The organism is Pseudomonas sp. S1_E05, assembly GCF_056337105.1.
This window is the reverse complement of the sequence record NZ_JBFRHM010000001.1, coordinates 2233672-2260308: the sequence shown is the minus strand read 5'-3', so window position 1 is coordinate 2260308 and position 26637 is coordinate 2233672. Positions and strand designations below refer to the sequence as shown.

Below are 26637 nucleotides of genomic sequence, written 5' to 3'. Positions count from 1 at the left end.
TGTCTCTGTTCCTCGGCGGCTTTCTCGTGCTGACCCTGTTAATTGGTGCGCTGGCGACGATCTCCCCGGTTTGATTGCTGCGCACACCTGACCTGTAGGAGCGAGCATGCTCGCTCCTACAGGGGCAGCATCACTTCAGATCAAACCGATCCAGGTTCATCACCTTGGTCCAGGCCGCCACGAAGTCCCTGACGAATTTTTCCTTCGAATCGCCACTGGCATAGACCTCGGCGAGCGCTCGCAACTGCGCATGGGAGCCAAAGACCAGGTCCACCCGTGTGCCGGTCCATTTCACCTGGCCGGTTTGGCGGTCCCGTGCTTCGAACGTTTCGCTCGAGGTGGGTTTCCATTCATTCTCCATGCTGAGCAGGTTCTTGAAGAAGTCGTTCGTCAGCTTGTCCTTCTCGTGGGTGAACACGCCGTGGCGAGTCTGCCCGACATTGGTCTCCAGCACCCGCAGGCCACCGACCAGTACCGTCATTTCCGGAGCCGTGAGGGTCAGCAGTTGCGCCTTGTCGACCAGCAGGTGTTCAGATCCAAAGTTGAAGTTGCCCTTGGTGTAATTGCGGAAACCATCTGCAATCGGTTCGAGGAAGCCGAACGACTCGACATCGGTCTGCTCCTGCGAGGCGTCCATCCGCCCGGGTGTGAACGCTACCGTCACGTTGTGTCCCGCATTTTTTGCCGCTTGCTCGACAGCGGCACTGCCGGCCAGCACGATCAGGTCGGCCAGCGAGATTTTCTTGCCTCCTCCTTGTGCGCTGTTGAACTCGCCTTGAATACTCTCGAGCTTGGCCAGCACGTTAGCCAGTTGTTCAGGCTGGTTGGCCTGCCAGAATTTCTGAGGTGCCAGGCGCAGACGACCACCGTTGGCGCCGCCGCGTTTGTCGGAGCCACGGAAGGTCGACGCGGCGGCCCAGGCGGTCGACACCAGTTGCGAAATAGTCAGGCCCGAGGCGAGGATTTTGCTTTTGAGCGCGGCGACGTCGGCGTCGTCGACCAGGGCATGATCGACTTTCGGGATAGGGTCCTGCCACAACAGTTCTTCGCTGGGCATTTCCGGACCGAGGTAGCGCGACAGCGGGCCCATGTCACGGTGGATCAGCTTGAACCAGGCGCGGGCAAAGGCGTCGGCGAGCTGATCGGGGTTTTCCAGGAAGCGCCGTGAGATGGGCTCGTAGATTGGGTCGTAGCGCAAGGCCAGGTCAGAGGTGAGCATCCTTGGCGTCTGCCGTTTCGACGGGTCGTGGGCATCGGGAATCATCCCGGCGCCGGCACCGTTTTTCGGGATCCATTGGTTGGCGCCTGCGGGGCTCTTGGTCAGCTCCCACTCGAAACCAAACAGGTTCTCCAGGTAGTTGTTGCTCCACTGCGTCGGCGTGGTGGTCCAGGTCACTTCCAGGCCACTGGTGATAGTGTCCGGGCCTTTACCGGTGCCGAAACTGTTTTTCCAGCCCAGGCCCTGGAGTTCCAGGCCAGCCGCTTCAGGCTCAGGGCCCACGTTGTCGGCGGGGCCGGCGCCGTGGGTTTTACCGAAGGCGTGGCCACCGGCAATCAGTGCCACGGTTTCTTCGTCGTTCATGGCCATGCGGCCGAAGGTTTCGCGGATGTCCTTGGCCGAGGCAACAGGATCCGGGTTGCCTTCCGGGCCTTCAGGGTTGACGTAGATCAGGCCCATCTGCACGGCAGCCAGCGGATTCTCCAGGTTGCGGCCATGGTCGGTGCGGCTGTCCTCGTTGCGTCCAGGTTCGGCCACCAGTGGCACGTCGCCTGGCGGCTGCACCGCCTCCTTGCCTTTTCCGTAGCGGGTGTCACCGCCAAGCCAGGTGGTCTCAGAACCCCAGTAGACGTCTTCGTCGGGCTCCCAGACATCAGGCCGTCCACCGGAAAAGCCGAAGGTCTTGAAGCCCATCGATTCCAGGGCGACGTTACCGGTGAGCACGATCAGGTCGGCCCAGGACAGGTTGCGCCCATACTTTTGCTTGATCGGCCACAGCAGCCGGCGCGCCTTGTCGAGGCTGACGTTGTCGGGCCAGCTGTTGAGCGGGGCAAAGCGTTGCTGGCCGGACCCGGCACCGCCTCGGCCGTCGCCGGTTCGATACGTACCGGCGGCGTGCCAGGCCATCCGCACGAACAGTGGCCCGTAGTGACCGAAGTCGGCCGGCCACCAATCCTGCGACTCGGTCATCAGCGCCGTCAGGTCGCGCTTGACCGCGGCAAAGTCGAGTTCTTTAAAAGCTTTGGCGTAGTCGAAGCCCTCGTCCATGGGGTCGGACAGGGACGAGTGCTGGTGCAGGATCTTCAGATTCAGTTGGTTCGGCCACCAGTCACGGTTGGTCGTGCCACCGCCTGCGGCGTGGTTGAAAGGGCACTTCGATTCATTTGCCATGTGCGGGATACCTCTGGTCGTGTTCGTCCGGCTATCGGGCCCGGAGTGGGCGTTAAACAGCGACGAGCGGAATCGATGCCACAGGTTGCAGGGCCAGCAGTGCGGATGGCCGGGTCAAGCTTGGCTCGTTCCTGACTCCTTTACAGCGCTAATCCGGCCGGCTTATGGCGCCAGCGCAGACTAAGGTTAGACCCGAGTGGGGAAGGCAGCTAATAGGGGCAGTGTTGCGCGTCGATAGGCAGAATCTTTCAGCCTGACGGTGGTGAAGGCGCCTTTGAGGTCGGGTTTGTAGGGGGCTTTTGCGATCTCAGAGGGGAATTTGCGTGGTCGACAGCACGTTACGCAGCCCCATGAAGGAACGGATCTGCCGCACGCCGGGCAAGTACAGCAACTGTTCGGCGTGCAGCCGGTTGAAGCTGTTGCTGTCCTTGGTGCGCAGCAACATGAAGTAATCGAATTCGCCCGTCACCACATGGCACTCCATGCAACCGGAGACCTTTTGCGCCGCTTCTTCGAAGGCGGCGAAGGATTCCGGGGTCGAGCGGTCCAGCACCACGCCAATCAATACCACCATCCCCGCGTCCAGCGCTTCGCTGTCGAGCAACGCGACAATGCCCTTGATCAAGCCGGCCTGCTTGAGACGTTCGACGCGGCGCAGGCAGGCCGGCGCGCTGAGTTTGACCTTGTCCGCGAGGGCCACATTGGAAATGGACGCATCGCGCTGCAACGTCTTGAGAATGGCGCGGTCGATGCGATCCAGCGCATGCGGCTCCGGTGTTGGCGTGGCGGTCTTGTTGCGATGATTTATTGCGCTCATGGCGATTTCCACACAATAAAAAGATGATCAGTTTGTACATTATCGATTTATGTTTCTTTAACCACCTGAAACTTGCAACACATATTTTTCGGTTTGTTCTTACCATGGAATTCATCGAAGCCGCCCTGAAACGGCCTGCACATTCAGACCTGTCTTCGGCCTGGCGCCTGGATATTCCATAACAAAGGAGCACACCCATGAACCTGAATCAATTCAAGCGCTACCCGTTGACCTTCGGCCCTTCGCCCATCACCCCCCTGAAACGCCTGAGCGAGCACCTGGGTGGCAAGGTCGAGTTGTATGCCAAGCGCGAGGACTGCAACAGCGGCCTGGCTTTCGGTGGCAACAAGACCCGCAAGCTTGAATACCTGATCCCCGAAGCCATCGAACAGGGCTGCGACACCCTGGTGTCGATCGGTGGCATCCAGTCCAACCAGACCCGTCAGGTGGCCGCCGTTGCAGCCCACCTGGGCATGAAATGCGTGCTGGTCCAGGAAAACTGGGTGAACTACTCCGACGCCGTGTATGACCGGGTGGGGAACATTGAAATGTCGCGGATCATGGGCGCCGATGTGCGGCTCGACGCAGCCGGTTTCGACATCGGCATTCGCCCGAGCTGGGAGAAGGCCATGAGTGACGTCAAGGAGCGCGGCGGCAAGCCGTTCCCGATTCCCGCCGGTTGCTCCGAGCATCCTTACGGCGGCCTGGGTTTCGTTGGTTTCGCCGAGGAAGTCCGCGAGCAGGAGAAAGCGCTGGGCTTCAAATTTGATTACATCGTGGTGTGTTCCGTGACCGGCAGTACCCAGGCGGGCATGGTGGTGGGGTTCGCCGCCGACGGTCGCTCGAAGAACGTCATTGGCATCGACGCCTCGGCCAAACCGGCACAGACCAAGGCGCAGATCCTGCGCATCGCCCGGCACACCGCTGAACTGGTGGACCTGGGCCGGGAAATTACCGAGGAAGACGTGGTGCTCGACACACGTTTCGCCCACCCCGAATACGGCCTGCCCAACGAAGGTACCCTGGAAGCGATCCGCCTGTGTGGCCGACTGGAAGGGGTGCTGACCGACCCGGTGTACGAAGGCAAATCCATGCACGGGATGATCGAAATGGTCCGCCGTGGCGAATTCCCCGAAGGTTCGAAGGTGCTGTACGCACACCTCGGCGGGGTGCCGGCGTTGAATGCCTACAGCTTCCTGTTCCGTAACGGCTGATTCGAAGGAATCCACTGAAAACCTTGTAGGAGCGAGCTTGCTCGCTCCTACAGATGGAGCACCAGCAGAATCTTCGAACCGCAGGAGCACTGTCATGCAGACGAGACCGCAATCCGCAATCTGGATCAAGGAACCTTCGGCGGACGCCGGGGTGGTCATTGTCAGCAGCGTCGAATTGCCCAAGTACATGATCGACCAGTTGCATCTGGCCATCGATGACTGGGACCAGGTGGCGTATCTGGCGGTCAATCAGTCGCGGCAACTGATGCTCGACTGGTTGCGGGTCGAATCCGGGACGCCACCTTCGTCGTTGGCCGATGCGAGCGATGCCAGGCAGCTATTGTGTCGTGTAGCCAAAGGCAGTTTCCTGTTGGAGGTCGAAGCCGGAACGAGCCCGGGCCTGGCCTGGCTGGGCTCCGTCTGCGGACATCCGTTGCGCGTGATCGACCTGGGCGCCGTGGCGTTGTCCATTGAACAGATGGATCAGCAAGTCGAACAGGTGCTGACAGCGATCCGTCGCTTGGCGAAAAGCTTGTTGCAGGAGCGTGGTGTCATTTAATCAGTGCAGGAGATGGCCATGAGTTCGTCCCAGTCGCAGGCTCACGCATCGGGGCCAATCACGCAAGATGAAGAAGAAATCACCGAGTGGCGCGACGCCCTGTTGTCGGTGATCGCCCATGGCGGTGCCGAACAGGCCAGGCGGATCATGGACAGGCTGGTGACACTGGCCAGCACCGCCGACATCGGTTGGCGGCCGCGTCATGGCACACCGTACATCAATACCATCAGCGTCGAGCAGCAACCGGTGTACCCCGGAGACCTGGCGATGGAGGAGCGCCTGGCTTCGATCATGCGCTGGAATGCGCTGGTCATGGTCGCGCGTGCCAATCAGGCCTACGGCGAGCTGGGCGGCCACATCGCCAGTTATGCCAGCGCCGCCGATCTGTTCGAGGTGGGCTTCAACCATTTTTTCCAGGCCCGTAACGACAGCAGCGGCGGTGACCTGGTGTTCTACCAGCCGCACTCGGCACCCGGCGTGTATGCACGAGCGTATCTGGAAGGGCGCCTCGAAGAACAGGACCTGCAGCATTACCGGCAGGAGATCGGTGCGCGCGCTCACGGTGCCCGGGGGCTGTCGAGCTACCCGCACCCGTGGTTGATGCCGGACTTCTGGCAGTTCCCCACCGGCTCGATGGGCATTGGTCCGATCAGTTCGATCTACCAGGCGCGTTTCATGCGTTACCTGGACCATCGCGGCTTGCAGGACACTACCGGGCGGACCGTCTGGGGTGTGTTTGGCGACGGCGAAATGGATGAGCCGGAAAGTATGTCGGCCCTGACCCTGGCGGCGCGTGAAGGCCTGGATAATCTGGTGTGGGTGGTCAACTGCAACCTGCAGCGCCTGGACGGCCCGGTGCGGGGCAACGGTCGAATCATCGACGAGTTGGAAGCGCTGTTCGGCGGCGCGGGCTGGAACGTGATCAAGCTGGTGTGGGGTTCTGACTGGGACGGCCTGTTTGCCCGCGATCATGAGGGGGCGCTGGTCAAGGCGTTGTCCAGTACGGTCGATGGCCAGTTCCAGACCTTCGCCGCCAAGGATGGACGCTTCAACCGCGACCATTTTTTTGGCCAGAACGAAGCCCTCGCGAAATTGGCCCAGGGTCTCACTGACGAGCAGATCGACCGCCTCAAACGTGGCGGCCATGACATGGTGAAAATTTTCAGCGCCTATCACAGCGCCATGCGTGAAGGCACCAAGCCCACGGTGATCCTGGCGCAAACCAAGAAGGGCTTCGGCATGGGGGATGCAGGGCAGGGCAAGATGACCGTGCACCAACAGAAGAAGCTCGACAAGGATGCGTTGATCGCCTTCCGCAACCGTTTCAATCTGCCGTTGAGCGATGAACAGGCCACCTCGCTCAGCTTCTTCAAACCGGCTGCCGACAGTGCCGAAATGCGTTACCTGCACGAGCGCCGCCAGGCTTTGGGCGGCTACCTGCCGTCGCGGCCAACGAGCGCTCCGTCACTCAAGGTGCCGGACATCGACAGCTACGCCAGCTTCGCCATTGCCGCCGACGACAAGGAAATGTCCACCACCATGGCCTTCGTGCGCCTGCTCAGCGGTTTGTTGCGCGACAAGCAGCTCGGCCCCCGCATCGTGCCGATCGTCGCCGACGAGGCCCGCACCTTCGGCATGGCCAGCCTGTTCAAGCAGATCGGTATTTACTCCAGTGTTGGTCAGCGTTACGAGCCAGAAGACATCGGCTCGATCCTGAGCTACCGCGAAGCGCTGGACGGGCAGATCCTCGAAGAGGGTATCAGCGAGGCCGGGGCGATCAGCTCCTGGGTGGCGGCCGCCACCAGTTATTCGGTGCACGGCCTGCCGATGCTGCCGTTTTACATTTACTACTCGATGTTCGGCTTCCAGCGCATCGGTGACCTGGTCTGGGCGGCGGCCGACCAGCGGGCGCGGGGTTTCCTGCTAGGGGCAACTGCGGGGCGTACGACCCTCGGCGGTGAAGGCTTGCAGCACCAGGATGGCAACAGCCATTTGATGGCGTCGATGGTGCCCAATTGCCGGGCGTACGATCCCGCGTTCGCCGGAGAGTTTGCGGTGATCCTGGACCACGGCATGCGTCAGATGCTCGAACGTCAGGTCGACGAGTTCTACTACATCACGCTGATGAACGAAAACTACCCGCAGGCCAATGTACCGGAGGGGGCCGAGGCTGCAATCATCAAGGGCATGTACCTGTTCGGCCGACATGAAGTCGAGGATGCGCGCGGCACCGTGCAGTTGCTGGGCTCAGGGGCGATCCTGCGGGAAGTGATCGCCGCCGCCCAATTGCTGGCCAGCGACTGGAATGTCGAGAGCGAGGTGTGGAGCGTCACCAGCTTCACCGAGTTGGCGCGTGACGCCCGCGACGTCGAACGCTGGAATCGCCTGCACCCCACCGAGCCGCAGCGACGCACTCATGTCGGCGAGTCGCTGACAGCCACGGCGCCAATCGTCGCCTGCACCGACTATGTGCGCGCCTTGCCGCAACTGATCGCCAGTTATGTGGCGGCGCCGTACAGCGTGCTTGGCACCGACGGTTTTGGCCGCAGCGATACCCGCAGCCAGTTGCGCAGTTTCTTTGAAGTGGACCGCCATCAGATCGTGCTCAGTGCGTTGACCTCGCTGGTGCAGACTGGGAGTCTGGAGCCCGCCGTCTGCGCAAGAGCGATTGCGCATTACGCCATCGATATCGATGCGGTGGCGCCCTGGGACGCTTGAACTTGAGACTGGGGGCGGTTCAACGCCTGTCTTGGCAGTGTGCTGGCGGAGTACCGGCGGCGGGTGCTGTGACGGCGGATGGCGTGGGATTGGTCTTTCGGGAGGTCAGCAGGACGATCCCGGTCACGACGATCGCGCCGCCGATCACTTGTCCGGTGCTGAGCATCTGGTCCAGCACGACCCAACCCATCAGCAGCGTGGCCAGTGGTTCGATGTTCATCACGGGCGCGTTGCGGGGCATGTCCAGGCGCGGCACCGAAATGAACAGGACGATGAAGCCGGTTCCGTAGAGCACCACCAGCGTAGCCAGCGCCCACCAGCCCGTCGCGCTGGCCGGTAGGTTGAGGCCGCTGGGTAGGGCGCCGGTCAGCCCGGCCAGGTTGACGCTGCTGAATACGATGAAAATGGTCAGCAGACTGCGCACCGAACCGCGCACCTGAGACAGTTTGTGATCGGTGATCCATAACGCGCAGGCGAAAACGCTGGCGGCGCAGAACGCCAGCGCGACCCCGAGCAACCACTCGGGGCCGACGCTGCTGTTGGCGGCGAGACGTCCCGGTACGTCAAGCACAAACACCAGGCCCAGCAGTATCAGACTCATCAGTGCTGCGGTGCGCGCTGTCGGACGCGGGCCACCCAAGGCCCAAGTCAGCAATGCCAGCAGGATCGGAAACACGTTCCCCACCAGCAGTGCCAGGGCCACTGGCACCCGGGCGACCGCTGAGTAAAGACACAGGCTCTGGGTCGCGATCAGCAAACCCAGCAGCAATTGCCAGCGCCATGCACCGGCAGGCAAGCGCAAGCTCTGCCGCTGCCACAACACCAGCGCGGCCAGCACCAACAACGTTCCGCCCGAGCGCATCAGAATCGCCAGCAACACCCCGGCGCCGTCATCGAATGCCACGCGGGCGGCCACATGGTTGCCGGCAAAGGCGCAGCCCATGCACAGCAGGATCAATACGGCGAGGTGGCGGGGAAAGGGCAGTGGAGCGGTCTGGCGGTTCATGGCAGGTCTCTGGCGACGGCAGGATTTTTATTATGTTGTCGTACGACTCGTGAGTTTTTACCGCATACGGTTCGAAGGGACAAGGCTTCAGGCGCGATAGAGGTCGTACGACATAGGCGTCCAATCTTTTTTTCGTGCGGACACATTGCAGATACATGCGCGGGTTTTCATGGCAGTGTCCCATCCCCACACAGAGAGTTCTGCCATGTTCCGCAAACTGCAGCATGCCGCCCGATTCCTCAGTCAGAGCGCCCGCCTCATGGTGGGCGTTCCGGATTACGACAACTACGTGGCCCTGATGGCGCGCAATCATCCGGGGGAGACGGTGATGAGCCAGTCGGCGTTCTTCCGTGAGCGCCAGGAAGCGCGTTATGGCAAGCGCAGTTGCACGACTCGCTGTTGCTGAAGCTTGAAGCGAAGAGCCCTGGCTTGTGAGAGTCAGGGCTTTTTTGTGTCTGGCAGGTTTGTGTTGGCTGTGCTGGCCTCATCGCGCCGCCGCGATGAGGCCGTGACTTGTTCGAAGATGTAACAGGCAAGCGAACCCCCTTGCCGAGAAACTGAACAGGTGTTTAGTATCGGCGTCAGTTCGTACCTCAAGTCCAACTACAAAAACGACGAGGGCCTTTCATGACATCGCTACCTTCATTGCTCAATCGCGTTGAAAACGGCATCGCCTGGATCACCCTCAACCGTACCGAGCAACGCAATGCGCTGGACATTCCCACCCTCAAGGCCCTGATCGAGGCGCTGGAAGCCCACGACGCCAATCCCGCCGTGCGGGTGCTGGTTTTGACGGGCAACGGCAAGGGTTTTTGCGCCGGTGCGGACGTGGCGGAGTGGGCGGATGCCGAGCGTCGCGGCATCCTCGAAACCTACGGCTGGACTGAAACCGCGCATCTGCTGATGAACCGACTGCACGGCTTTAGCAAACCCACCATCGCCGCCATCAACGGCATCGCGGTGGGCGCCGGGATGGATCTGAGCCTGTGCTGCGACCTGCGGGTGGCTGCTCGGTCGGCAAGGTTCAAGGCCGGTTATACCGGCATGGCCTACTCGCCGGACGCGGGCGCCAGTTGGCACTTGCCGCGCCTGATCGGCGTCGAGCAAAGCAAGCGATTGCTGTTTCTCGATGAACTGTGGAGCGCCGACCGTGCGCTGGCCGCCGGCCTGGTGGGGGAAGTCTGCGCCGACGAAGAATTGCTCGCCCACACCACGGCACTGGCCACGCGCCTGGCCAACGGCCCGACCTTTGCCTTTGCCCAGACCAAGGTGCTGCTGCGCGACGGCGCAGGGCGCAGCCTCGCCGAACAATTGCACGCCGAACAGGCTGCCGGCCTGCTTTGCGGGCGCAGCCAGGACGGCGCCGAAGCCCTCAAGGCTGCCGTGGAAAAACGCACGCCACACTTCATCGGCCAGTAATCGAACCGCAGGTACGCTCATCATGAATTTTCAACTGACCCAAGAGCAGGACATGTTGGTCGAGTCCGTGCGCAGCTTCGTCGAAAAAGAACTGCTGCCCCATGAAGAGGCCGTCGACCGTGCCGATGCCGTTCCACCTGAACTGGCCGCGGACATTCGCGCCAAGGCGCTTGCCGCCGGTTTTTACGCGTTCAACATGCCCGAGGAAGTGGGCGGCGGAGGCCTCGATTACCTGTCCCAGGCGCTGATCGAGCGTGAACTGTCCAAGGTCTCGTGGGCGCTGCATGTATTCGTGGCGCGTCCCTCGAAAATCCTGATGGCCTGCCAGGGCGCGCAGATCGAGGATTACCTGCTGCCCTGCGTACGCGGGGAGAAAGTTGATTGCTTTGCGCTGACCGAACCGGGTGCCGGCTCCGATGCCAACGCGATCAAGACCCGCGCCGTGCGTGACGGCGACGACTTTGTCATCAACGGCAGCAAGCATTTCATCAGCCATGCCGGGCATGCCGACTTCGCCATCGTGTTTGCGGTCACCGACACCTTTGAGCACAAGGGTCGCCCACGCAACGCCGTGACTTCGTTCCTGGTCGACTGCAACACCCCGGGCATGACCATCCGCCGTGGTCCCAAGTGCGTGAGCAACCGGGGTTATCACACCAGCGAAATATTCTTCGACGACTGTCGCGTACCCGCTTCCAAGGTGCTGGGCGAAGTCGGCAAGGGCTGGGACGTAGCCAACGCCTGGCTGACGGCCGGGCGGGTGATGGTCGCGGCCAATTGCGTGGGCCAGGCGCAGCGGGCGCTGGACGTGTCGCTGCAATGGGCCGCGGACCGCAAACAGTTCGGCCATGCCATCGGCACGTATCAGGGCATCTCTTTCAAGCTGGCGGACATGGCCACCGAAATTCGCGCCGCCGAACTGTTGGCCTTGAACGCCGCCTGGAAAATGGACCAGGGCAGCATGACCGATGGCGACGCCGGCATGGCCAAGCTGTTCGCCAGTGAAGTGCTGGGGCGCGTCGCGGATGAAGCGGTGCAGATTTTTGGCGGCATGGGGCTGATGGACGAGGGACCGGTGGAGCGCATCTGGCGCAACGCACGGATTGAAAGGATCTGGGAAGGCACTTCAGAGATCCAGCGGCACATCATTTCCCGTGAACTGCTGCGGCCGCTGCTGCGCTGATTGGCCAAGGAGCCTCCCATGTCGATCAGAGATAACCTCAAGCGTCTGCTCCAACCGCGTCACCTGGCATTCGTCGGCGGACGCAGCATGGCGCGGGCGCTCAAGCGCTGCGCCGAGGGTGGCTTTGCCGGCCCGATGTGGCTGGTCAATCCGCAGCATTCGAATCTCGAAGGCGTGCCCTGTGTGGCTTCTATTGCCGAGCTGCCGTGCGCACCCGACGGCGTATTTATCGCGACCAATCGTGAACTGACGCTGGACTGCGTCCGCGAGCTGGCCGTCAAGGGCGCCGGTGGGGCGATCTGCTACGCCTCCGGTTTCGCCGAAATTGGCGAAGCCGGCGCGGCGTTGCAACAGACGCTTTTGCAAGCAGCCGGCGACATGGCGTTGCTCGGCCCCAATTGCTACGGCTTGCTCGACTACCTCCACAACGTGGCTTTGTGGCCGGTGGCCCATGGCGGCAAGACAGTGGAGAAGGGCGTGGCGATCCTGACCCAGAGCGGCAACTTCGCCTACAACCTGTCGATGAGCGACCGCTCGCTGCCGCTGGCGTACATGGCGTCGGTGGGCAATCAGGCGCAACTGGGCGTCGCCGAGTTGATGGATGTCCTGCTCGACGAGCCTCGGGTCACCGCCATCGGTTTGCACCTGGAAGGGCTCAAGAACGTCCCGGGATTCGCTCGCGTCGCGCACAAGGCCCTGGAGAAAGGCATTCCGATCATCGCTTTGAAAACCGGCGTGTCGCAGATCGGCGCCGAGTTGGCGCTCAGCCACACCAGCTCGCTGGCGGGCTCCGATGCGCTGTACGACAGTTTGTTTGCGCGCCTCGGGGTGATCCGTGTCAGCGGTCCGGTGAGTTTTGTCGAAACACTCAAGGCGGCGGCCTGCGGTAACTTGCCGAAGGGGCCGAGCCTGATTGCGCTGGCCTGTTCCGGGGGTGACGCCGGGCTGATCGCCGACTACGCCGAACGCAACCACTTGAGCTTGCCCAAACTCGCCGCCGATCAACGGGTCGAGCTGGCGCAGGTGCTGCCCGGTTATGCCAATCTGGTCAATCCGCTGGACTTCACCACGGCCATCTGGGGCGACCGCGACGCGCTGGAAAAGATGCTCGAAACGGCCCTGCGATCCCCGGCCGACGCGGCGCTGTTGGTGCTCGACTACCCGGCCGAATTTACCGGCGAGCGCAAGGAGTGCGACCTGTTGCTGGACTTGTTTTGCCAGGGGCTCGAGCGACACGGCAAGGTGGGTTTCGTCACCTCGGCGTTCCCCGAGCTGCTGCCAGCCAGCGCCCGTGAGCGCCTGCACCGCCAAGGCGTGGCGGCGTTGCAGGGCGTCGAGGATGGCCTGGCCGCCTGGGCCCGCATCGCCCATTACCGCGCGCGCCGGGACGTTTTGCTCGATGATGGCGAATCGTCGCTCGCGCTGCTCTGTCCGCAGGCGGTGCAAGGGCGGGGATGCCTGTTGGATGAATGGCAATCGAAACAGGCTTTGCGCCCGTTCGGCCTGCCCTTGCCTGACGCGCGCCTGTGTCGTCCGGACCAGGCCCTGGAGCAGGCGCGCAGCCTCGGCTACCCGCTGGTTCTCAAGGTGGTCAGCACTGATCTGCCGCACAAGACCGAAGCCGGCGGCGTTGCCCTCAACCTCAAGGACGAACAGGCCCTGAGCGCCGCACTTGAGCGCATGCGCAGCAACCTCGCGGAACATGCGCCGGGTGTGGCCTTCGATCAGGTCCTGCTCGAACGCATGGCAGCACCACCACTGGCGGAGTTGATCGTCGGCATCAAGCGCGAAACCGGCTTCGGCCTGGCGCTGGTCATCGGCGCTGGCGGGATTCTGGTCGAGCTGCTCAAGGACAGTCGCAGCCTGTTGCTGCCGACCACCGACCAGGCCATTCATGACGCGCTGCTGGCGTTGCGTTGTGCGCCCTTGCTCACGGGTTTTCGCGGCGGCCCGGCAGTGGACATGCCGGCGCTGGTGCGGGCGATTCGCGCGGTGGCGGACTACGCCTGCGAGAACGCCGAGCGCCTGTTGGAGCTGGATGTGAACCCCCTGCTCGTCAATGCCGAAGAGGCGGTGGCGGTGGATGCACTGATCCGCCTGGCCTGAGCACTCACGATAAAATTTCAAGGTCTATCCAATGAATGTACTGATACTCCACGCCCACCCGGAACCGCAATCCTTCACCAGCGCCTTGCGCGATGAGGCGGTGCAGACCTTGCACGCCCAGGGGCACGAGGTGCAGGTCTCCGATCTTTACGCGATGAATTGGAATCCGGTGGCCAGCGCCGAGGATTTCTCTGAACGCGATAACCCCGACTACCTGGTATACGCCCTCGAACAGCGCCTTGGGGTCAAGAGCAAAAGTCTCGCGCCGGACATTCAGCAGGAACTGGACAAGCTGCTGTGGGCTGACCTGTTGATTCTCAATTTCCCGATCTACTGGTTCTCCATGCCGGCCATTCTCAAGGGCTGGATCGATCGGGTGCTGGTGTCCGGCGTGTGCTACGGCGGCAAGCGCTTTTACGATCAGGGCGGCCTGGCCGGCAAGAAGGCGTTGGTCAGCGTGACCCTCGGCGGGCGCGAACACATGTTCGGCGAAGGCGCGATACACGGCCCGCTGGAAGACATGCTGCGGCCGTTGCTGCGTGGCACCCTGGCGTATGTCGGCCTGGAGGTGCTGCCGCCATTCGTGGCGTGGCACGTGCCTTACATCAGTGGTGAGGCCCGCGCGCAGTTCCTGACTGACTACCGTGAGCGTCTGACACATCTGGAACAGGATTCACCACTGGTTTTCCCGCGTCTCGAGCAGTTCGACGAAGCGCTGTATCCCATCCGCTGACGCAATGTTGTACCGTCTGCCATCGACTGTCTTACGGGCTGGAACACTATGGCTGAAGAAGCGCGTTTTCTGCGCATGGACCCCCAATTGCGCAAGGCCAATCTGGTGGCCGCTACGCTGACATGCCTGAAAAAATACGGCTTTGTCGGCACCTCGATCCGCAAGATCTGCGCCGAAGCCGGGGTGTCGGTCGGGTTGATCAGTCATCACTATGCCGGCAAGGATGAATTGGTGGCTGATGCCTACTTGCACATCACCGGGCAGGTGATGAGCCTGCTGCGCGAAGCGGTGGCCAATGCAGGGGAAGGTGCCCGCGGACAATTTTCGGCGTTCTTCGAGGCGTCGTTTTCCCCGCGCATGCTCGACCCGGAGCTGCTCGAAGCCTGGCTGGCGTTCTGGGGTGCGGTGAAAACCGCCGATGCGATCAACCGCGCCCACGATCACTCCTATGGCGAGTACCGCACGATCATGGGCGAAACCTTACGATTGTTGGCGCACGAGGAGGGCTGGGAGGGCTTCGACGCAGGCTTTGCAGCCATCGGCCTGAGTGCCTTGCTCGACGGGTTGTGGCTGGAAGCCGGACTCAATCCCGACACCTTCACCCCGGCCCAGGGCGTGCAGATTTGCGAAGCCTGGGTCGATGGCCTGCAAATGGGCGGGTATCGTCGCTTCGTCGTGGCGTGAATCGCGCTTATTGATCGACCGTTCAGCAGCGACTAGAGTGCATTCACCGCTTCGAATAATTCCAAGACGAACAGGAGCCAGTTCATGACGGGGTGTGTGCTGATTGTGAGTGACAATGCGCAGGTCCACGAACATCTGCGCAGCACCCTCGAGCCGCAGGGGTTCGAGATCCACGGCGCTGGCTCGCTCGATCAGGCCTATGCCTGCCTCGTCGGTCTGGCCATCGGACTGGTGGTGCTCGATGCAAGCTGGCCGGATGCCCTGGCCGTGACTCGACAATGGCGCGAGGAGTCGCAGGTCGGGATCATGCTCGTTGGCGACGACACCGAACGGCTTGCGGCGCTGGAATGCGGCGCAGACGAATACCTGGTGCAACCCGTGCAGCCACGAGAACTGCTCGCCCGCGCGCGCAACCTGTTGCGTCGGGTGCGCTCGTCCGTGCCGCTGGACACACACCTCAAGCGTTTCGCCGGCTGGACTCTCGACACTGGTCGCCGGCGCCTGAAGGCTGGCGATGGCCGCGAAACCCTGCTCAGCCATGGCGAGTTCCAGCTCCTCAATGTGTTCATGCGCAACGTCGGCCAGACCCTGAGTCGCGACCAGTTGATGGATCAGTTGCGCAACCGCGAATGGCTGCCCAATGACCGCTCCATTGACGTGCTGGTGGGTCGACTTCGGCGCAAGCTGCAGGACAACCCCGCCGACCCCGAGCTGATCATCACCATTCATGGGGCCGGGTATCTGTTTACCGCAGCCGCTTCGCTGGCAGCCTGAATGTTCGAAGATGTAACAACTCTCGCTCGGTGTTTTCGATAAAGCCAAGTAATCCTTTTTAAAACAGTGAGTTAAATCAGTTTTCAGCGACTTTGAGCGTTTCAGGAAAAGATTGCCTCACTGTTGAACGAGTGTTTAATATCGACAGCATCCGAATCCTCAACAGAACAATAAAACGAGGGCTGGCATGAACTCACCATCCACCGGGCAACCTTCATCCACGACCCTCACTGGCGGCCAGGCACTGGTGCGCCTGTTGGCCAATTACGGGGTCGACACCGTGTTCGGCATCCCCGGTGTTCACACCCTCGAGCTGTATCGCGGTCTGCCCGGCAGCGGCATTCGCCATGTGCTGACTCGGCATGAGCAGGGCGCCGGGTTCATGGCCGACGGTTACGCCCGTGTCAGTGGCAAGCCGGGGGTGTGCTTCGTCATCACCGGCCCCGGTGTCACCAATGCGGCAACCGCCATCGGCCAGGCCTACGCCGATTCGATTCCGATGCTGGTCATTTCCAGCGTCAACCACACCGCCAGCCTTGGTAAAGGGTGGGGTTGCCTGCACGAAACCCAGGATCAACGGGCGATCACCGCGCCCATCACCGCGTTTTCGGCGGTCGCCTTGCGCACGGACGATCTACCCGAACTGGTCGCCCGCGCCTTCGCCGTGTTCGACAGCGAGCGGCCGCGGCCGGTGCATATTTCTGTGCCGCTGGATGTGCTGGCGGGGGCGATCAGCCGGGATTGGAGTGGCGAGGTGGTGCGCCGCCCCGGACGTGGTCTGCCCGATGCCAGCGCCCTCGACGAAGCAGCCAGGCGACTGCTGGACGCCAGGCGGCCGATGATCATCGCGGGCGGTGGTGCGTTGGCCGCCGGGGCCGAGTTGCGAGCCCTGAGCGATCGCCTCGCCGCACCGTTGTTTACCAGCGTCGCGGGCAAAGGCTTGCTGGCACCCGATGCGCCCTTGAATGCCGGAGCCAGCCTGTGCGTGCAACCCGGTTGGGATTTGATCGCGCAAGCCGACGTGGTGCTGGCGGTCGGCACGGAAATGGCCGACACCGATTACTGGCGTGAGCGCCTGCCGGTCGGCGGCGAAGTGATCCGCATCGACATCGATTCGCGCAAGTTCAACGACTTCTACCCCAGTGCCGTCGCCTTGCACGGCGATGCCCTGCAAACGCTGGGTGCATTGTTGGCGCGCTTGCCCGGCGCCGCGCGTGATTCGGTTGAAGCGGTGGACGCCGTGGCCCGATTGAACGCTGCGGTCAGGGTCGGCCACGGCGATTTGCAGGCCCTGCACCAACGCATTCTCGACCGCATCGCCGCCGCAATGCCCGTCGACACCTTCATCAGCAGCGACATGACCCAACTGGCCTACACCGGCAACTACGCGTTTGCGAGCCACGGCCCCCGCAGCTGGTTGCACCCGACCGGTTACGGCACCCTCGGTTACGGCCTGCCAGCGGGGATCGGTGCCAAATTTGGCGCACCGCAGCGACACGGCCTGGTGCTGGTGGGCGACGGCGGTTTTCTCTACACCGCGCAGGAACTGGCCACCGCCGTCGAGGAGCTCGACAGCCCGCTGGTGGTGCTGCTGTGGAACAACGACGCGCTGGGGCAGATCCGCGACGACATGCAAAGCCTGGATATCGAACCGGTTGGCGTGTTGCCCCGCAATCCGGACTTCGCAATGTTGGCCACGGCCTTCGGCTGCATCGTGCGGCAACCGCAAAACCTGGCTGAGTTGGAGAGCGACCTGCGCGCAGGTTTTGCCCACGCCGGCGTGACGCTGATTGAGCTCAAGCACGACTGCGCGATGCGCTAAACCGGACACCCCATCGCCCCTGTAGGAGCGGGCTTGCCCGCGATGGCGGTGTGTCATTCAACATTCTCTTCGGCTGACACACCGCCATCGCGAGCAAGCTCGCTCCTACAGGGGAGGTCTGCAGGCTCCCATGTAACTGTCGTGAAAACGACCTGTTTACGCTGAACACGAACAAGTTTGTCTTTTCTGTTGAACGAGTGTTCAGTCTGGACTATGTTGGCTCCACCATCCCCCGGTTGGTTGCGGGCTTGCGTTTCTTCCATTCGAACGAGGCACTGGCATGCGGTTTTCACCTTTTGTTGAACGGATAGCCGGCGACGGCGTGGCCGCCTGGGACATTCACTACGCCGCGTATGAAGCCAAGCGTCGGGGCGAGGACGTGATCATCCTCAGCGTGGGCGACCCGGATTTTCCCACCCCCGATTTCATCACCGATGCCGCCATCCATGCGCTACGCGAAGGTGACACCCACTACACCGAAATTGCCGGTCGCCAGGCCCTGCGCGAAGCCATTGCGGGGCGCTACGGCAAGCTGTTCGATCGCCAGGTGCAAGCCGCTAACGTGATCATTGTCGCCGGCGCGCAAAATGCCTTGTTCGCCACCTCGATGTGCCTGCTCAGTGCCGGTGACGAAGTGATTGCCCTCGACCCGATGTACGTGACCTACGAGGCAACACTCAAGGCCTCCGGCGCCACGCTGGTGCGGGTGCCCTGTTCGGCAGACGCAGGGTTTCGCCTCGACGCCGCCGTGCTGGCCAAGGCCATTACACCGCGTACCCGCGCCATTTTCTTCTCCAACCCTAACAACCCGACCGGCGTGGTACTCAGCCGCGAAGAGCTGCAGGGCATCGCCGACCTCGCCATCGCCCATGACCTGTGGGTGGTGGTGGACGAGGTTTACGAAAGCCTGGCGTTCGAGCGCGACCACGTGAGCCTGGCGGCGTTGCCCGGCATGGCCGAGCGCTGCGTGGTGATCGGCAGCCTGTCCAAATCCCATGCGATGACAGGTTGGCGTACCGGTTGGATCGTCGCCGATCAAGCATTGGTGGCCCACGCTGAAACCCTGGTCTTGAGCATGCTGTATGGCTTGCCGGGGTTCGTCATGGAAGCTGCGTTGACGGCGGTGCAAGCCCATGACGAAGTGACCCGGGGCATGCGTGACATTTATCGTCATCGTCGTGACCTGGTGGTGGCGGGGCTGGCGGATTGTCCGGGCATTTCAGTGCTCACGCCCGACGCCGGGATGTTCGTGCTGATCGACGTGCGCGCCACCGGCCTGACTTCGCTGGAATTCGCCTGGCGCCTGTTGCGAGAAGGCGGCGTGTCGGTGCTGGATGCGGCGGCGTTTGGCGAACCGGCGCAAGGCTTTGTACGGCTTTCGTTCACCCTGGGTGAAGAGCGGCTGAGCGAGGCCTGCCGGCGCATTCGTGATTTCGTTCGGGTGCTGCACGGCGAAGCGCCGCGACCTGCACTCGCGTCTGTCACTTGCAACGCGAAGGCCGCCGAACCGGTGGTGGCCAAGACCATGATCGAGGTCGATCAACTGCACAAACGCTTTGGCAATATCGAGGTGCTCAAAGGCGTCTCGCTGACCGCCCGCGAAGGTGATGTGATTTCGCTGATCGGCGCCAGCGGCTCCGGCAAGAGTACCTTGCTGCGCTGCATCAACATGCTCGAAGTGCCGGATCAGGGACGCATCCTCGTGGACGGTGAGAGCATCCAGCTCAACCACTCCCGCCCCGGCGCGCCGCTGGTGTCGGACACCAAACAACTGGTGCGCATCCGTTCCAGCCTGGGCATGGTCTTCCAGAACTTCAACCTCTGGCCCCATCGCACGGTGCTGGAAAACCTCATCGAGGCGCCTACCCAGGTGCTGCGCGAAAGCCGTGCCGAAGCCACTGAACGCGCCGAAGCCCTGCTGGAGCGCGTGGGGCTGGCGGCCAAGCGCAACGAGTACCCGGCGTTCCTGTCGGGTGGGCAGCAGCAACGGGTGGCCATCGCACGCGCCCTGGCCATGCGACCCAAGGTCATGCTGTTCGATGAACCCACCTCGGCACTCGACCCGGAACTGGTCGGCGAAGTGCTGCGGGTGATCCGCTCCCTCGCCGAAGAAGGCCGGACCATGATCCTGGTGACCCATGAAATGGCTTTCGCCCGCGATGTGTCGACCAAGATCGCCTACCTGCACCAGGGGCTGATCGAGGAAACCGGTTCGCCGGATGAAGTGTTCGTACACCCACGCAGTGAACGTTGCCGGCAGTTCGTCAACGCTCACCAGACTCGCTAACGCATCATAAAAAGACGGGAAAACATCATGGGAAATCGACGTTTGGCAAACTGGTTGACCGGCGTGGCCTGCGTAATGCTGGCCGGTATGAGTGCGGCGCAGGCCCAGCCGATCAGGTTCGCGGTGGCCGCCGAACCCTATCCGCCGTACACCGAAAAGCAGGCCAATGGTGAGTGGAAAGGTTTTGAAGTGGACCTGATCCACAAGCTGTGCAGCGAGATGAAAGCCGAGTGCGAGATCAAGGAAGTGGCGTGGGACGGGATCATTCCTTCGTTGCTGGCGAAGAAGATCGACGTGATTTTCTCCTCGATGTCGGTGACCGAGGAACGCGAAAAACAGATCGCCTTCAGCAAGGCGTACTACGACTCGGTGGTTGCGTTGGTCGGTCCGAAAGACGTGTCGGTGAAGAAGTATCCTGATGACCTCAAAGGCAAGACCATCGGCGTGCAGAACTCGACGGTGAGCGCCAGTTACCTGAAGACCTACTACGAGAAAATTGCCGACGTTAAATACTACGACACCCAGGACTCGGCCAACGCCGACCTGATCGCCGGGCGCATCGACCTGATGATGGCCGACGGCACTGCCATGGCGGCCTTCGTCAAGACCCCGGATGCCAAGGATCTGGCCTACCTCGGTGCCGTCCCGTACGACCCGATTTTCGGCAAGGGCGTGGGCGCCGGACTGCGCAAGGACGATGCCGAGCTCAAGGCCAAACTCGACAAGGCGATCACCTCGCTGCTGGCCAGCAAGGACTATGACGACCTGTCCGAGCATTACTTCGGCACCAGCGTAAAACCCACGTTCTGATGTTGCTATTCCTGTAGGAGCGAGCTTGCTCGCGATCACGGTCTGTCATTGAAATTGATGTCGGCTGACACACCTCATCGCGAGCAAGCTCGCTCCTACAGGGATCCAACCGGAGACCGAAATGTTCGAGTTGATCAGTTTCAATGAAACCGGCTGGGGCGGGGCGTTGTTGCGGGGGTTGTGGATGACTCTGCAGATCTCCGCCGGGGCGTTCGCGCTCGGGTTGTTGATCGGGCTGGTGGTCGCCTGCCTCAAGCTCAACGGCCCACGGCCGATTGCCGCGCTGGTGCGTGGCTACACCACGTTGTTCCGTGCGGTGCCAGAGTTGCTGCTGATCCTGCTGCTGTATTACGTCGGCTCGATGCTGATCAACTCGATGATGGCTGAGCTGGGTTATGGCGTCATGAACGTGAGCGGCCCATTAGCCGCCATCGTCGTGCTGGGGCTGGTGCAGGGCGCCTATGCCTCGGAGATCTTCCGCGCGGCGATCCAGGCGATTCCCTATGGCCAGATTGAAGCGGCAAAAGCCTTCGGCCTTCACGGCTTCGCCTTGTTCCGGCGCGTCACGCTGCCGATCATGGCGCCCTATGCCATGGCGGGCATGGCCAACCTGTGGATCAACCTGATCAAGGACAGTGCCCTGATCAGCGTGGTGGGCACCAACGAGCTGTTGTACACCGCCAAGCAAGGCGCGGGTTCGACGCGTCATTACCTGTTGTTCTACCTCACGGCCGCCGCGATGTATTACGCGGTGACGCTGGTGTCCAACTACCTGTCGGGACGGCTTGAGCGACGCATTCGTCGCTGGATGCCCTTGGTTGAGTGATCGAAATGATTCCAGCGTGGATAATCGAATACGCGGCGCTGTTGGGTCGTGGCCTGCAAACCACCGTGAGCTTGTTGTTGCTGTCCAGTGTGTTCGGTTTCCTGCTGGCCATCCTGGTGGCCCTGGCGCGGATCTCGAAATACAAAATAATCGCAAGAGCCAGCCTGTTCTACACCAGCGTCTTCCGTGGCACACCGCTGCTGATCCAGATCTACATCTTCTATTACGGGCTCGGCAGTCTGTTCGCTCAATTCCCGCTGATTCGCGGCAGCTTCCTCTGGCCCTATCTGCGTGATGGCTACTGGTACATCGTCTTCGCCCTGGTGGTGTCCATGGGCGCCTATGTCGGCGAGGTGATTCGCGGTGGCCTGCTCGCCGTGCCCAAAGGTGAAATGGAAGCGGCCTCGGCCTTTGGCATGACGTCGCGTCAATCGCTGTTGCGGGTACGGCTGCCGCGTGCCATGCGGTTGCTGTTGCCCACCCTGGCCGGTGAGACGGTGATGCTGCTCAAGTCCACGGCGCTGGCCTCGACCATTGCCGTGATCGACCTGCTCGGCGCCGCCAACGTGGTGCGCGCGCAAACCCTGCAAGTGTACGAACCCTTGTTGCTGGTGGCCGGCGTGTACGTGTGCCTGACGTTCCTGATCGAAGCGCTGTTCGGTTTCATCGAGCGCAGCGGCACGCCCGTGCGCAGGTCGGCTTGATGCAAGCGACCGTTCGCGTTGACCGCTCGTTGCAAGGCATCGGCCTGTGCACGCTGGGTTACGCCTTTCTCGCTCTGCAAGACGCGGGCATCAAGTGGCTGGTGGCCGATTACTCGGTGGTCACCATCCTGTTCTGGCGCAGCGTCGTGGTGGTGCTGGCCTGCCTGTTGATCGGACGCGTGACCATGGTGAGGCGCGCCTGGCGTTCACCGAGCCGGCGGCTGCTGATCATCCGTGGCTTGTTGTCGCTGGTGGCGTGGGTGCTGTACTACACGGCGGCCCGCGACCTGACGCTGGCAGAAATGACCACCCTGTATTTTTCCGCGCCGATCATTGTCACGGTGCTGGCGACATTGATCCTCAAGGAGCGGGCCAGCGGCTGGCAGTGGTTGAGCCTGGTGATCGGTTTCGTTGGCGTGATCATCGCCTGTCGTCCGAGCCAGATGGCTGATCCATTGCCCGTCGTGCTGACGTTGCTGGCAGCGCTCTGCTGGGCGTTCACCTATATCCAGTTGCGTCAGGTCGATGAGCAGACGTCGGTACTCGAGCAGTTGCTGATTACCAATGTGGTGTTCGTGGTGTGCATGACCCTCGCGTTGCCCTGGACGCACACGCCAACACCCACCCCGGCCTGGCTGGGCATGATCGGCGCGGGACTGGTGGGCGGCATCGGTCAGTTCCTGGTGTTCGCCAGTTTCCAGCGCGCCACGGCCACGGTGCTCGCGCCGTTCGAATACACCGGGTTGATCTGGGCTTTCCTGCTGTCGAGCCTGATCTGGGGCACGCTGATGGATGTGTCGCTGATCATCGGTGCCGGGCTGATCGCGGTCAGCGGCACCCTGGCGATGATCTTTGGCCGCCACCCGTCACAGGACGTCGTCGGTGCTGAATGCTCCGTGACGCAACCCCTTTACCCAACAACGACTGATGTGCAGGCCGTTGGCGGGGCTGAAGGTGTCGGGGTTCAGGCACCACTCGAGCCAGAGTCCGTCGAGCATCGCCGATAAGCCGATGGCGGCCAGGCGGGTGTCGTGGATCACGAAGCCTTCACTGGCCGCCAGGTCGTCGAGCAAGGTGCGCAGCAGGTCGAGGTAGGCGCGGTAACTTTTTTCGTGGGACTGGCTGACGTCGTCCGAATGGCGGATCAGGCTCCAGAACACCACCCACACGCCCAGCAGCTTGGGGTCCATGACCCTGGGGGAAAACGAGCCGACGAGAAAGGTGTCCATTTTCTGCGCGGGCGTACCGGCCTGTTGGATTTCCTGGTGCAGGGCAGTGGTCAGCTCGCTGGCGAGTTTGTGGTAGGTGTCGGCGATCAACGCGTCGATGCTGCCGAAATGATGATTGAGCAGGCCGACGGACACCCCGGCCTCGGTGGCGATGCGGCGCACGGAGATGCCCGCGTGACCGTCACGGGCGAGGCAGCGCAGGGTGGCGGCCACCAGCAGTTCACGGCGTTCGTCGGGTTCAACGCGACGGTATTTGGGGGAGTCGGTAGTCACATCGAAATCCTTGGTTACGTTGTTTCGGAGCTTAGTTGAGCGTCTGTTCAATAGCCAGCGTTCGCAGCAGTGGTTGGCACGGGTTTCAAGGGGAGGGCAAGGAAATGGTTCAGGATGTCTCGTTCGATGTTCACAACAATAACGGCGATCCGGTGCGTGTCGGTGCCTGGCGCTTCAGCGGCAATGGCAGCGGCCCCATCGTGCATTTGCAGGCAGGGGTGCATGCCGATGAAATCGCCGGCATGCTCGTGCTGCACCTGCTGATGCAACGCCTGCAAGTCGCCCAGGAGCAGGGCCGGCTCAATGGCCAGGTGACGGTGGTGCCCCAGGCCAATCCACTGGGTATCGGCCAGTTTCGCCAAGGGCGCATTCTCGGTCGTTTTCATGACGCCACCGGGCACAATTTCAATCGCGGGTTCGACCAGTCGACCGCCATGGCCCAGCCATCGACCAATGTGCAGCACTGGCAAAAAAGCCTGGTGCAACTGGCCGCCAGCGCGCAGGTGGTGCTGGACCTGCACACCGATGACGAAGCCTTGCCGTACCTCTACGTCCATCGCCGCTTCGCGTTGCAGGGGCGGCAATTGGCGGCGGCGATGAAGATGGAGCTGGCGATCATCTGGGATGACGGTGGCGACGGCTCATTCGAAGAAACCATCATTGCTCCCTGGCTGCACGACGGTGTCAGCGACCGGCACATGGCCGCGACCCTGGAATTGCGCGGGCAGGGCGACGTCAACGACCACTTCGCCGAACAGGACGCCCAGGGGCTCTACACCTGGCTCTGCCATTGCGGGGTTATCGATGGACCGTCGACGCTCGCCGACTGGCCTGTCGAGGTGAGGGACATGGCGCAGATGGAAACCCTGCTCGCGCCGAAGCCGGGCGTACTGATTTTTGAAAAGGAGCTCGGGGATTTTGTTGAAGAGGGCCAGTGCTTCGCCCGTATCCTCGGCCGACCGGGTGATCCGTCTTCCGAAGTGGTGCTCTGCGCTGAACAGGCTGGACGGATGGTGACGCGTTACCGCGATCGCCTGGTGTCCCAGGGCATGGTAGTGGCCAAGTTCACCGGCAGCCACGTTTCGCGCAACTGGAAGGGTGGGTTGCTCGACCCCAATTGAGGTCGAGCAATCCGGGGGCTAGAACGAGCAGACAGCGCCCTGGAACTCCACACGACCAAATTGCGCATTGTCGTCCAATGGCGTGATGGCAAGCAGTTGATCGAGACGGATCTCCTGCTGGCCGTCGGCGTTTTCAACGCAGAAAAACTCTTCCTTGTCGCTGGACGTGCGCGTGGTCAGCCCCTTGGCGGTGAGGCTCGCGCCGTCGATCAGCTCGATGTGTAACTGGTAACCACGCAGGCAGGCGATTTCCAGGTAGTCGTGTAGATCACAATCCAGGGGCTGATACTCATTCATGGCGTTACTCCGGGCAACCTTGCAGTTTGATGATGCATCGAAGTGTAGACAACTGCAGTCTCGGCTGCGTCCGCTGCGTCCGCTGCGTCCGCTGCGTCCGCTGGGCCCGCTGGAGACCGAGCTGATCTGTCGGGTTACCCGAAACAACATCAGGCCAGTCCGCGCAACTTGTCCGATCAGGATCTCATGATGTCTGTTAGGGATCTTATGATCACCGGGCAATCTCGCTAGTATCGCCTCGTGCAAAACAACCGGTGACGGCTTTGGCAGTGTCGAAAAACGATACTTCGCCAAACGTGCAGTTGCACCTTGAAAAAGGCCGCCGGGTTTTGCCTGACCGTCTCGCTCATGAATAAAAATAAAAGAGAGTCCCTATGCGAAATTGCACGCTGGTCAATGCCACGGCTGTTGGCGCTTCTTTCAATCTATTGCTCTTGAGCGCCTCGCTCATTCCCCCTTCGGCGTCTGCCGAGGGGTTCATCGAAGATGCGCACGTGAGCGCCAACTTGAGAAACTACTACATCAACCGCAACTTCACCGAGAGCGCCTACCCTCAGGCCAAGGCGCAGGAGTGGACCCAGAGTGTGATCATGGACGCCCGCTCCGGATTCACCCCGGGTATCGTCGGTTTCGGTGTCGATGCACTGGGCCTCTACTCGCAGAAGCTCGACGGGGGCAAGGGCACGACCAATACCCAACTGCTGCCGGTGCACGGTGACGGACGGCCTGCGGATGACTTCGGTCGCGTGGCGGTTGCGGCCAAAATACGCTTTGCCAAGACCCAGGCGCGTATCGGCGAGTGGGTGGTGACGCTGCCGGTCATTCGTTCTGACGACGGGCGCTCGCTTCCACAAACTTTCCGTGGCGCGCAGATCACCTCCAAAGATCTGGACGACTTCACGTTTTATGGCGGTCAGTTTCGCGGCAACAGTCCGCGCAATGACGCGAGCATGGAAAGGATGTCGATGTTCAATCGACCGGACGTGACCTCGGATCGCTTCAATTTTTCCGGGGTGGAATACGCCTTCAATGACAAGCAGACCCAGGTCGGTGCCTGGTACGCGCAGTTGGAAGATATCTACCATCAGCGCTATTTCAACTTGACGCACTCCCAACCTTTGGGGCAATGGGTGTTGGGCGCAAATCTGGGCTACTTCAGCGGCGAGGACGACGGGAAGAAACTGGCCGGCGATCTCGACAACAAGACTTGGTCAGCCTTGTTGTTCGCGCGTTATCAGGCCAGCACGTTTTACCTGGGGTTGCAGAAGGTGGAGGGTGATAACTGGATGCGCCTCAATGGCACCAGTGGCGCGACGCTGGCGAACGACAGCTTCAGCAACAGTTACGATTTTGCCAACGAGCGATCCTGGCAGGTGCGCCATGACTTTGATTTCGCCGCACTGGGTGTTCCGGGGCTGACCGTGATGAACCGCTACATCAACGGTTCGGATGTGCATTCCGCGGGTGTCACTGATGGCAAGGAGTGGGGGCGCGAAACGGAATTTACCTATGTGGTACAGAGTGGAGCGCTCAGGAACCTGTCCCTTCGCTGGCGCAATTCGGTGATCAAGCGTGATTTCAGCCTGGCGGACTTCAACGAAAACCGCCTCATCGTCAGCTACCCGCTGTCCATCCTCTGAGCTTGATACGTTGATGGTCGACTGCG

22 protein-coding genes and 1 pseudogene are annotated in these 26637 nt (G+C 61.9%); 18 read left to right on the top strand and 5 right to left on the bottom strand.

Annotated elements, in window-relative coordinates; genetic code table 11:
- Positions 1 to 130: 130 nt before the first annotated feature.
- Positions 131 to 2389: a catalase/peroxidase HPI gene (gene katG / locus AB4N33_RS10395; protein WP_476457218.1), complete on the bottom strand. Its 2259-nt coding sequence runs from the start codon at positions 2387 to 2389 to the stop codon at positions 131 to 133.
- Positions 2390 to 2696: 307 nt separating this feature from the next.
- A complete protein-coding gene (locus AB4N33_RS10390; protein WP_460126306.1) occupies positions 2697 to 3206 on the bottom strand; it encodes an Lrp/AsnC family transcriptional regulator in 510 nt (169 codons plus the stop codon).
- Positions 3207 to 3403: 197 nt separating this feature from the next.
- Between AB4N33_RS10390 and AB4N33_RS10385 the strand changes: the two genes are divergently transcribed.
- The 3 genes from AB4N33_RS10385 to mdeB all read left to right on the top strand — a co-directional run bounded on the left by AB4N33_RS10385 (position 3404) and on the right by mdeB (position 7697).
- Positions 3404 to 4420 (top strand): 1-aminocyclopropane-1-carboxylate deaminase, encoded by a 1017-nt coding sequence (locus AB4N33_RS10385; protein WP_476457217.1) that lies wholly within the window; start codon positions 3404 to 3406, stop codon positions 4418 to 4420.
- Positions 4421 to 4514: 94 nt separating this feature from the next.
- Positions 4515 to 4979, top strand: a complete 465-nt coding sequence (locus AB4N33_RS10380; RefSeq protein ID WP_460142088.1) for a transketolase — start codon at positions 4515 to 4517, stop codon at positions 4977 to 4979.
- 18 nt (positions 4980 to 4997) lie between these two features.
- Entirely contained in the window at positions 4998 to 7697 is a 2700-nt protein-coding gene (gene mdeB, locus AB4N33_RS10375; RefSeq protein WP_476457216.1) for an alpha-ketoglutarate dehydrogenase, read from the top strand.
- A gap of 19 nt (positions 7698 to 7716) precedes the next feature.
- Here the strand turns inward: mdeB and AB4N33_RS10370 are convergent, their stop codons facing one another.
- Positions 7717 to 8703 (bottom strand): EamA family transporter, encoded by a 987-nt coding sequence (locus AB4N33_RS10370; RefSeq protein ID WP_476457215.1) that lies wholly within the window; start codon positions 8701 to 8703, stop codon positions 7717 to 7719.
- A gap of 205 nt (positions 8704 to 8908) precedes the next feature.
- Here AB4N33_RS10370 and AB4N33_RS10365 point away from each other — a divergent pair, with 205 nt between their 5' ends.
- The 13 genes from AB4N33_RS10365 (at position 8909) to AB4N33_RS10305 (ending at position 23058) form a co-directional block, all read left to right on the top strand.
- Entirely contained in the window at positions 8909 to 9109 is a 201-nt protein-coding gene (locus AB4N33_RS10365) for a YbdD/YjiX family protein (protein ID WP_460126298.1), read from the top strand.
- A 221-nt stretch (positions 9110 to 9330) separates the two neighbouring features.
- A complete protein-coding gene (locus AB4N33_RS10360) occupies positions 9331 to 10122 on the top strand; it encodes an enoyl-CoA hydratase/isomerase family protein (RefSeq protein WP_460126297.1) in 792 nt (263 codons plus the stop codon).
- 22 nt (positions 10123 to 10144) lie between these two features.
- Positions 10145 to 11305 carry an acyl-CoA dehydrogenase family protein gene (locus tag AB4N33_RS10355; protein WP_476457214.1) on the top strand — a complete coding sequence of 387 codons (1161 nt, stop codon included), beginning with the start codon at positions 10145 to 10147 and terminating at the stop codon, positions 11303 to 11305.
- A gap of 18 nt (positions 11306 to 11323) precedes the next feature.
- Entirely contained in the window at positions 11324 to 13411 is a 2088-nt protein-coding gene (locus AB4N33_RS10350; protein WP_476457213.1) for an acetate--CoA ligase family protein, read from the top strand.
- A gap of 31 nt (positions 13412 to 13442) precedes the next feature.
- Entirely contained in the window at positions 13443 to 14144 is a 702-nt protein-coding gene (locus tag AB4N33_RS10345) for an NAD(P)H-dependent oxidoreductase (RefSeq protein ID WP_476457212.1), read from the top strand.
- A 48-nt stretch (positions 14145 to 14192) separates the two neighbouring features.
- Complete coding sequence (locus AB4N33_RS10340) at positions 14193 to 14828, top strand: TetR family transcriptional regulator C-terminal domain-containing protein (RefSeq protein WP_460126289.1); 636 nt, start codon at positions 14193 to 14195, stop codon at positions 14826 to 14828.
- Positions 14829 to 14912: 84 nt separating this feature from the next.
- Entirely contained in the window at positions 14913 to 15602 is a 690-nt protein-coding gene (locus AB4N33_RS10335) for a winged helix-turn-helix domain-containing protein (RefSeq protein WP_476457211.1), read from the top strand.
- 187 nt (positions 15603 to 15789) lie between these two features.
- Complete coding sequence (locus AB4N33_RS10330) at positions 15790 to 17424, top strand: 5-guanidino-2-oxopentanoate decarboxylase (RefSeq protein ID WP_476457210.1); 1635 nt, start codon at positions 15790 to 15792, stop codon at positions 17422 to 17424.
- A 280-nt stretch (positions 17425 to 17704) separates the two neighbouring features.
- Positions 17705 to 19711, top strand: coding sequence for an aminotransferase class I/II-fold pyridoxal phosphate-dependent enzyme (locus tag AB4N33_RS10325; RefSeq protein WP_476457209.1), 2007 nt, complete (start codon positions 17705 to 17707; stop codon positions 19709 to 19711).
- A gap of 27 nt (positions 19712 to 19738) precedes the next feature.
- The gene (locus AB4N33_RS10320; RefSeq protein WP_460126281.1) at positions 19739 to 20521 is read left to right on the top strand and encodes a transporter substrate-binding domain-containing protein; all 783 of its coding nucleotides are present in this window, start codon (positions 19739 to 19741) and stop codon (positions 20519 to 20521) included.
- Between the two features lie 121 nt (positions 20522 to 20642).
- Positions 20643 to 21347 carry an ABC transporter permease gene (locus AB4N33_RS10315; protein ID WP_476457208.1) on the top strand — a complete coding sequence of 235 codons (705 nt, stop codon included), beginning with the start codon at positions 20643 to 20645 and terminating at the stop codon, positions 21345 to 21347.
- 5 nt (positions 21348 to 21352) lie between these two features.
- Positions 21353 to 22051 carry an ABC transporter permease gene (locus AB4N33_RS10310; RefSeq protein WP_460126740.1) on the top strand — a complete coding sequence of 233 codons (699 nt, stop codon included), beginning with the start codon at positions 21353 to 21355 and terminating at the stop codon, positions 22049 to 22051.
- Positions 22051 to 23058 (top strand): DMT family transporter, encoded by a 1008-nt coding sequence (locus AB4N33_RS10305; RefSeq protein WP_476457207.1) that lies wholly within the window; start codon positions 22051 to 22053, stop codon positions 23056 to 23058. Before AB4N33_RS10310 ends, AB4N33_RS10305 begins: the two co-directional genes overlap by 1 nt.
- Here AB4N33_RS10305 and AB4N33_RS10300 read toward each other — a convergent pair.
- Positions 23014 to 23442, bottom strand: a pseudogene (locus tag AB4N33_RS10300) (TetR family transcriptional regulator C-terminal domain-containing protein); the annotation flags it as partial. The gene AB4N33_RS10305 and the pseudogene AB4N33_RS10300 overlap by 45 nt on opposite strands.
- Before the next feature lie 215 nt (positions 23443 to 23657).
- On the opposite strand from AB4N33_RS10300, the gene AB4N33_RS10295 reads away from it, so the two are divergent.
- Positions 23658 to 24674, top strand: coding sequence for a M14 family metallopeptidase (locus AB4N33_RS10295; protein ID WP_476457206.1), 1017 nt, complete (start codon positions 23658 to 23660; stop codon positions 24672 to 24674).
- An 18-nt stretch (positions 24675 to 24692) separates the two neighbouring features.
- Here the strand turns inward: AB4N33_RS10295 and AB4N33_RS10290 are convergent, their stop codons facing one another.
- Positions 24693 to 24971: a Rho-binding antiterminator gene (locus AB4N33_RS10290; RefSeq protein ID WP_460142079.1), complete on the bottom strand. Its 279-nt coding sequence runs from the start codon at positions 24969 to 24971 to the stop codon at positions 24693 to 24695.
- 374 nt (positions 24972 to 25345) lie between these two features.
- Between AB4N33_RS10290 and AB4N33_RS10285 the strand changes: the two genes are divergently transcribed.
- Positions 25346 to 26611 (top strand): OprD family porin, encoded by a 1266-nt coding sequence (locus AB4N33_RS10285; RefSeq protein WP_476457205.1) that lies wholly within the window; start codon positions 25346 to 25348, stop codon positions 26609 to 26611.
- The last annotated feature ends 26 nt before the right edge of the window (positions 26612 to 26637 follow it).

Coding starts and splice junctions, on each gene's coding strand:
- katG (WP_476457218.1), bottom strand. CDS start 2,389: ATGGCAAATGAATCGAAGTGCCCTTTCAACCACGCCGCAGGCGGTGGC.
- AB4N33_RS10390 (WP_460126306.1), bottom strand. CDS start 3,206: ATGAGCGCAATAAATCATCGCAACAAGACCGCCACGCCAACACCGGAG.
- AB4N33_RS10385 (WP_476457217.1), top strand. CDS start 3,404: ATGAACCTGAATCAATTCAAGCGCTACCCGTTGACCTTCGGCCCTTCG.
- AB4N33_RS10380 (WP_460142088.1), top strand. CDS start 4,515: ATGCAGACGAGACCGCAATCCGCAATCTGGATCAAGGAACCTTCGGCG.
- mdeB (WP_476457216.1), top strand. CDS start 4,998: ATGAGTTCGTCCCAGTCGCAGGCTCACGCATCGGGGCCAATCACGCAA.
- AB4N33_RS10370 (WP_476457215.1), bottom strand. CDS start 8,703: ATGAACCGCCAGACCGCTCCACTGCCCTTTCCCCGCCACCTCGCCGTA.
- AB4N33_RS10365 (WP_460126298.1), top strand. CDS start 8,909: ATGTTCCGCAAACTGCAGCATGCCGCCCGATTCCTCAGTCAGAGCGCC.
- AB4N33_RS10360 (WP_460126297.1), top strand. CDS start 9,331: ATGACATCGCTACCTTCATTGCTCAATCGCGTTGAAAACGGCATCGCC.
- AB4N33_RS10355 (WP_476457214.1), top strand. CDS start 10,145: ATGAATTTTCAACTGACCCAAGAGCAGGACATGTTGGTCGAGTCCGTG.
- AB4N33_RS10350 (WP_476457213.1), top strand. CDS start 11,324: ATGTCGATCAGAGATAACCTCAAGCGTCTGCTCCAACCGCGTCACCTG.
- AB4N33_RS10345 (WP_476457212.1), top strand. CDS start 13,443: ATGAATGTACTGATACTCCACGCCCACCCGGAACCGCAATCCTTCACC.
- AB4N33_RS10340 (WP_460126289.1), top strand. CDS start 14,193: ATGGCTGAAGAAGCGCGTTTTCTGCGCATGGACCCCCAATTGCGCAAG.
- AB4N33_RS10335 (WP_476457211.1), top strand. CDS start 14,913: ATGACGGGGTGTGTGCTGATTGTGAGTGACAATGCGCAGGTCCACGAA.
- AB4N33_RS10330 (WP_476457210.1), top strand. CDS start 15,790: ATGAACTCACCATCCACCGGGCAACCTTCATCCACGACCCTCACTGGC.
- AB4N33_RS10325 (WP_476457209.1), top strand. CDS start 17,705: ATGCGGTTTTCACCTTTTGTTGAACGGATAGCCGGCGACGGCGTGGCC.
- AB4N33_RS10320 (WP_460126281.1), top strand. CDS start 19,739: ATGGGAAATCGACGTTTGGCAAACTGGTTGACCGGCGTGGCCTGCGTA.
- AB4N33_RS10315 (WP_476457208.1), top strand. CDS start 20,643: ATGTTCGAGTTGATCAGTTTCAATGAAACCGGCTGGGGCGGGGCGTTG.
- AB4N33_RS10310 (WP_460126740.1), top strand. CDS start 21,353: ATGATTCCAGCGTGGATAATCGAATACGCGGCGCTGTTGGGTCGTGGC.
- AB4N33_RS10305 (WP_476457207.1), top strand. CDS start 22,051: ATGCAAGCGACCGTTCGCGTTGACCGCTCGTTGCAAGGCATCGGCCTG.
- AB4N33_RS10295 (WP_476457206.1), top strand. CDS start 23,658: ATGGTTCAGGATGTCTCGTTCGATGTTCACAACAATAACGGCGATCCG.
- AB4N33_RS10290 (WP_460142079.1), bottom strand. CDS start 24,971: ATGAATGAGTATCAGCCCCTGGATTGTGATCTACACGACTACCTGGAA.
- AB4N33_RS10285 (WP_476457205.1), top strand. CDS start 25,346: ATGCGAAATTGCACGCTGGTCAATGCCACGGCTGTTGGCGCTTCTTTC.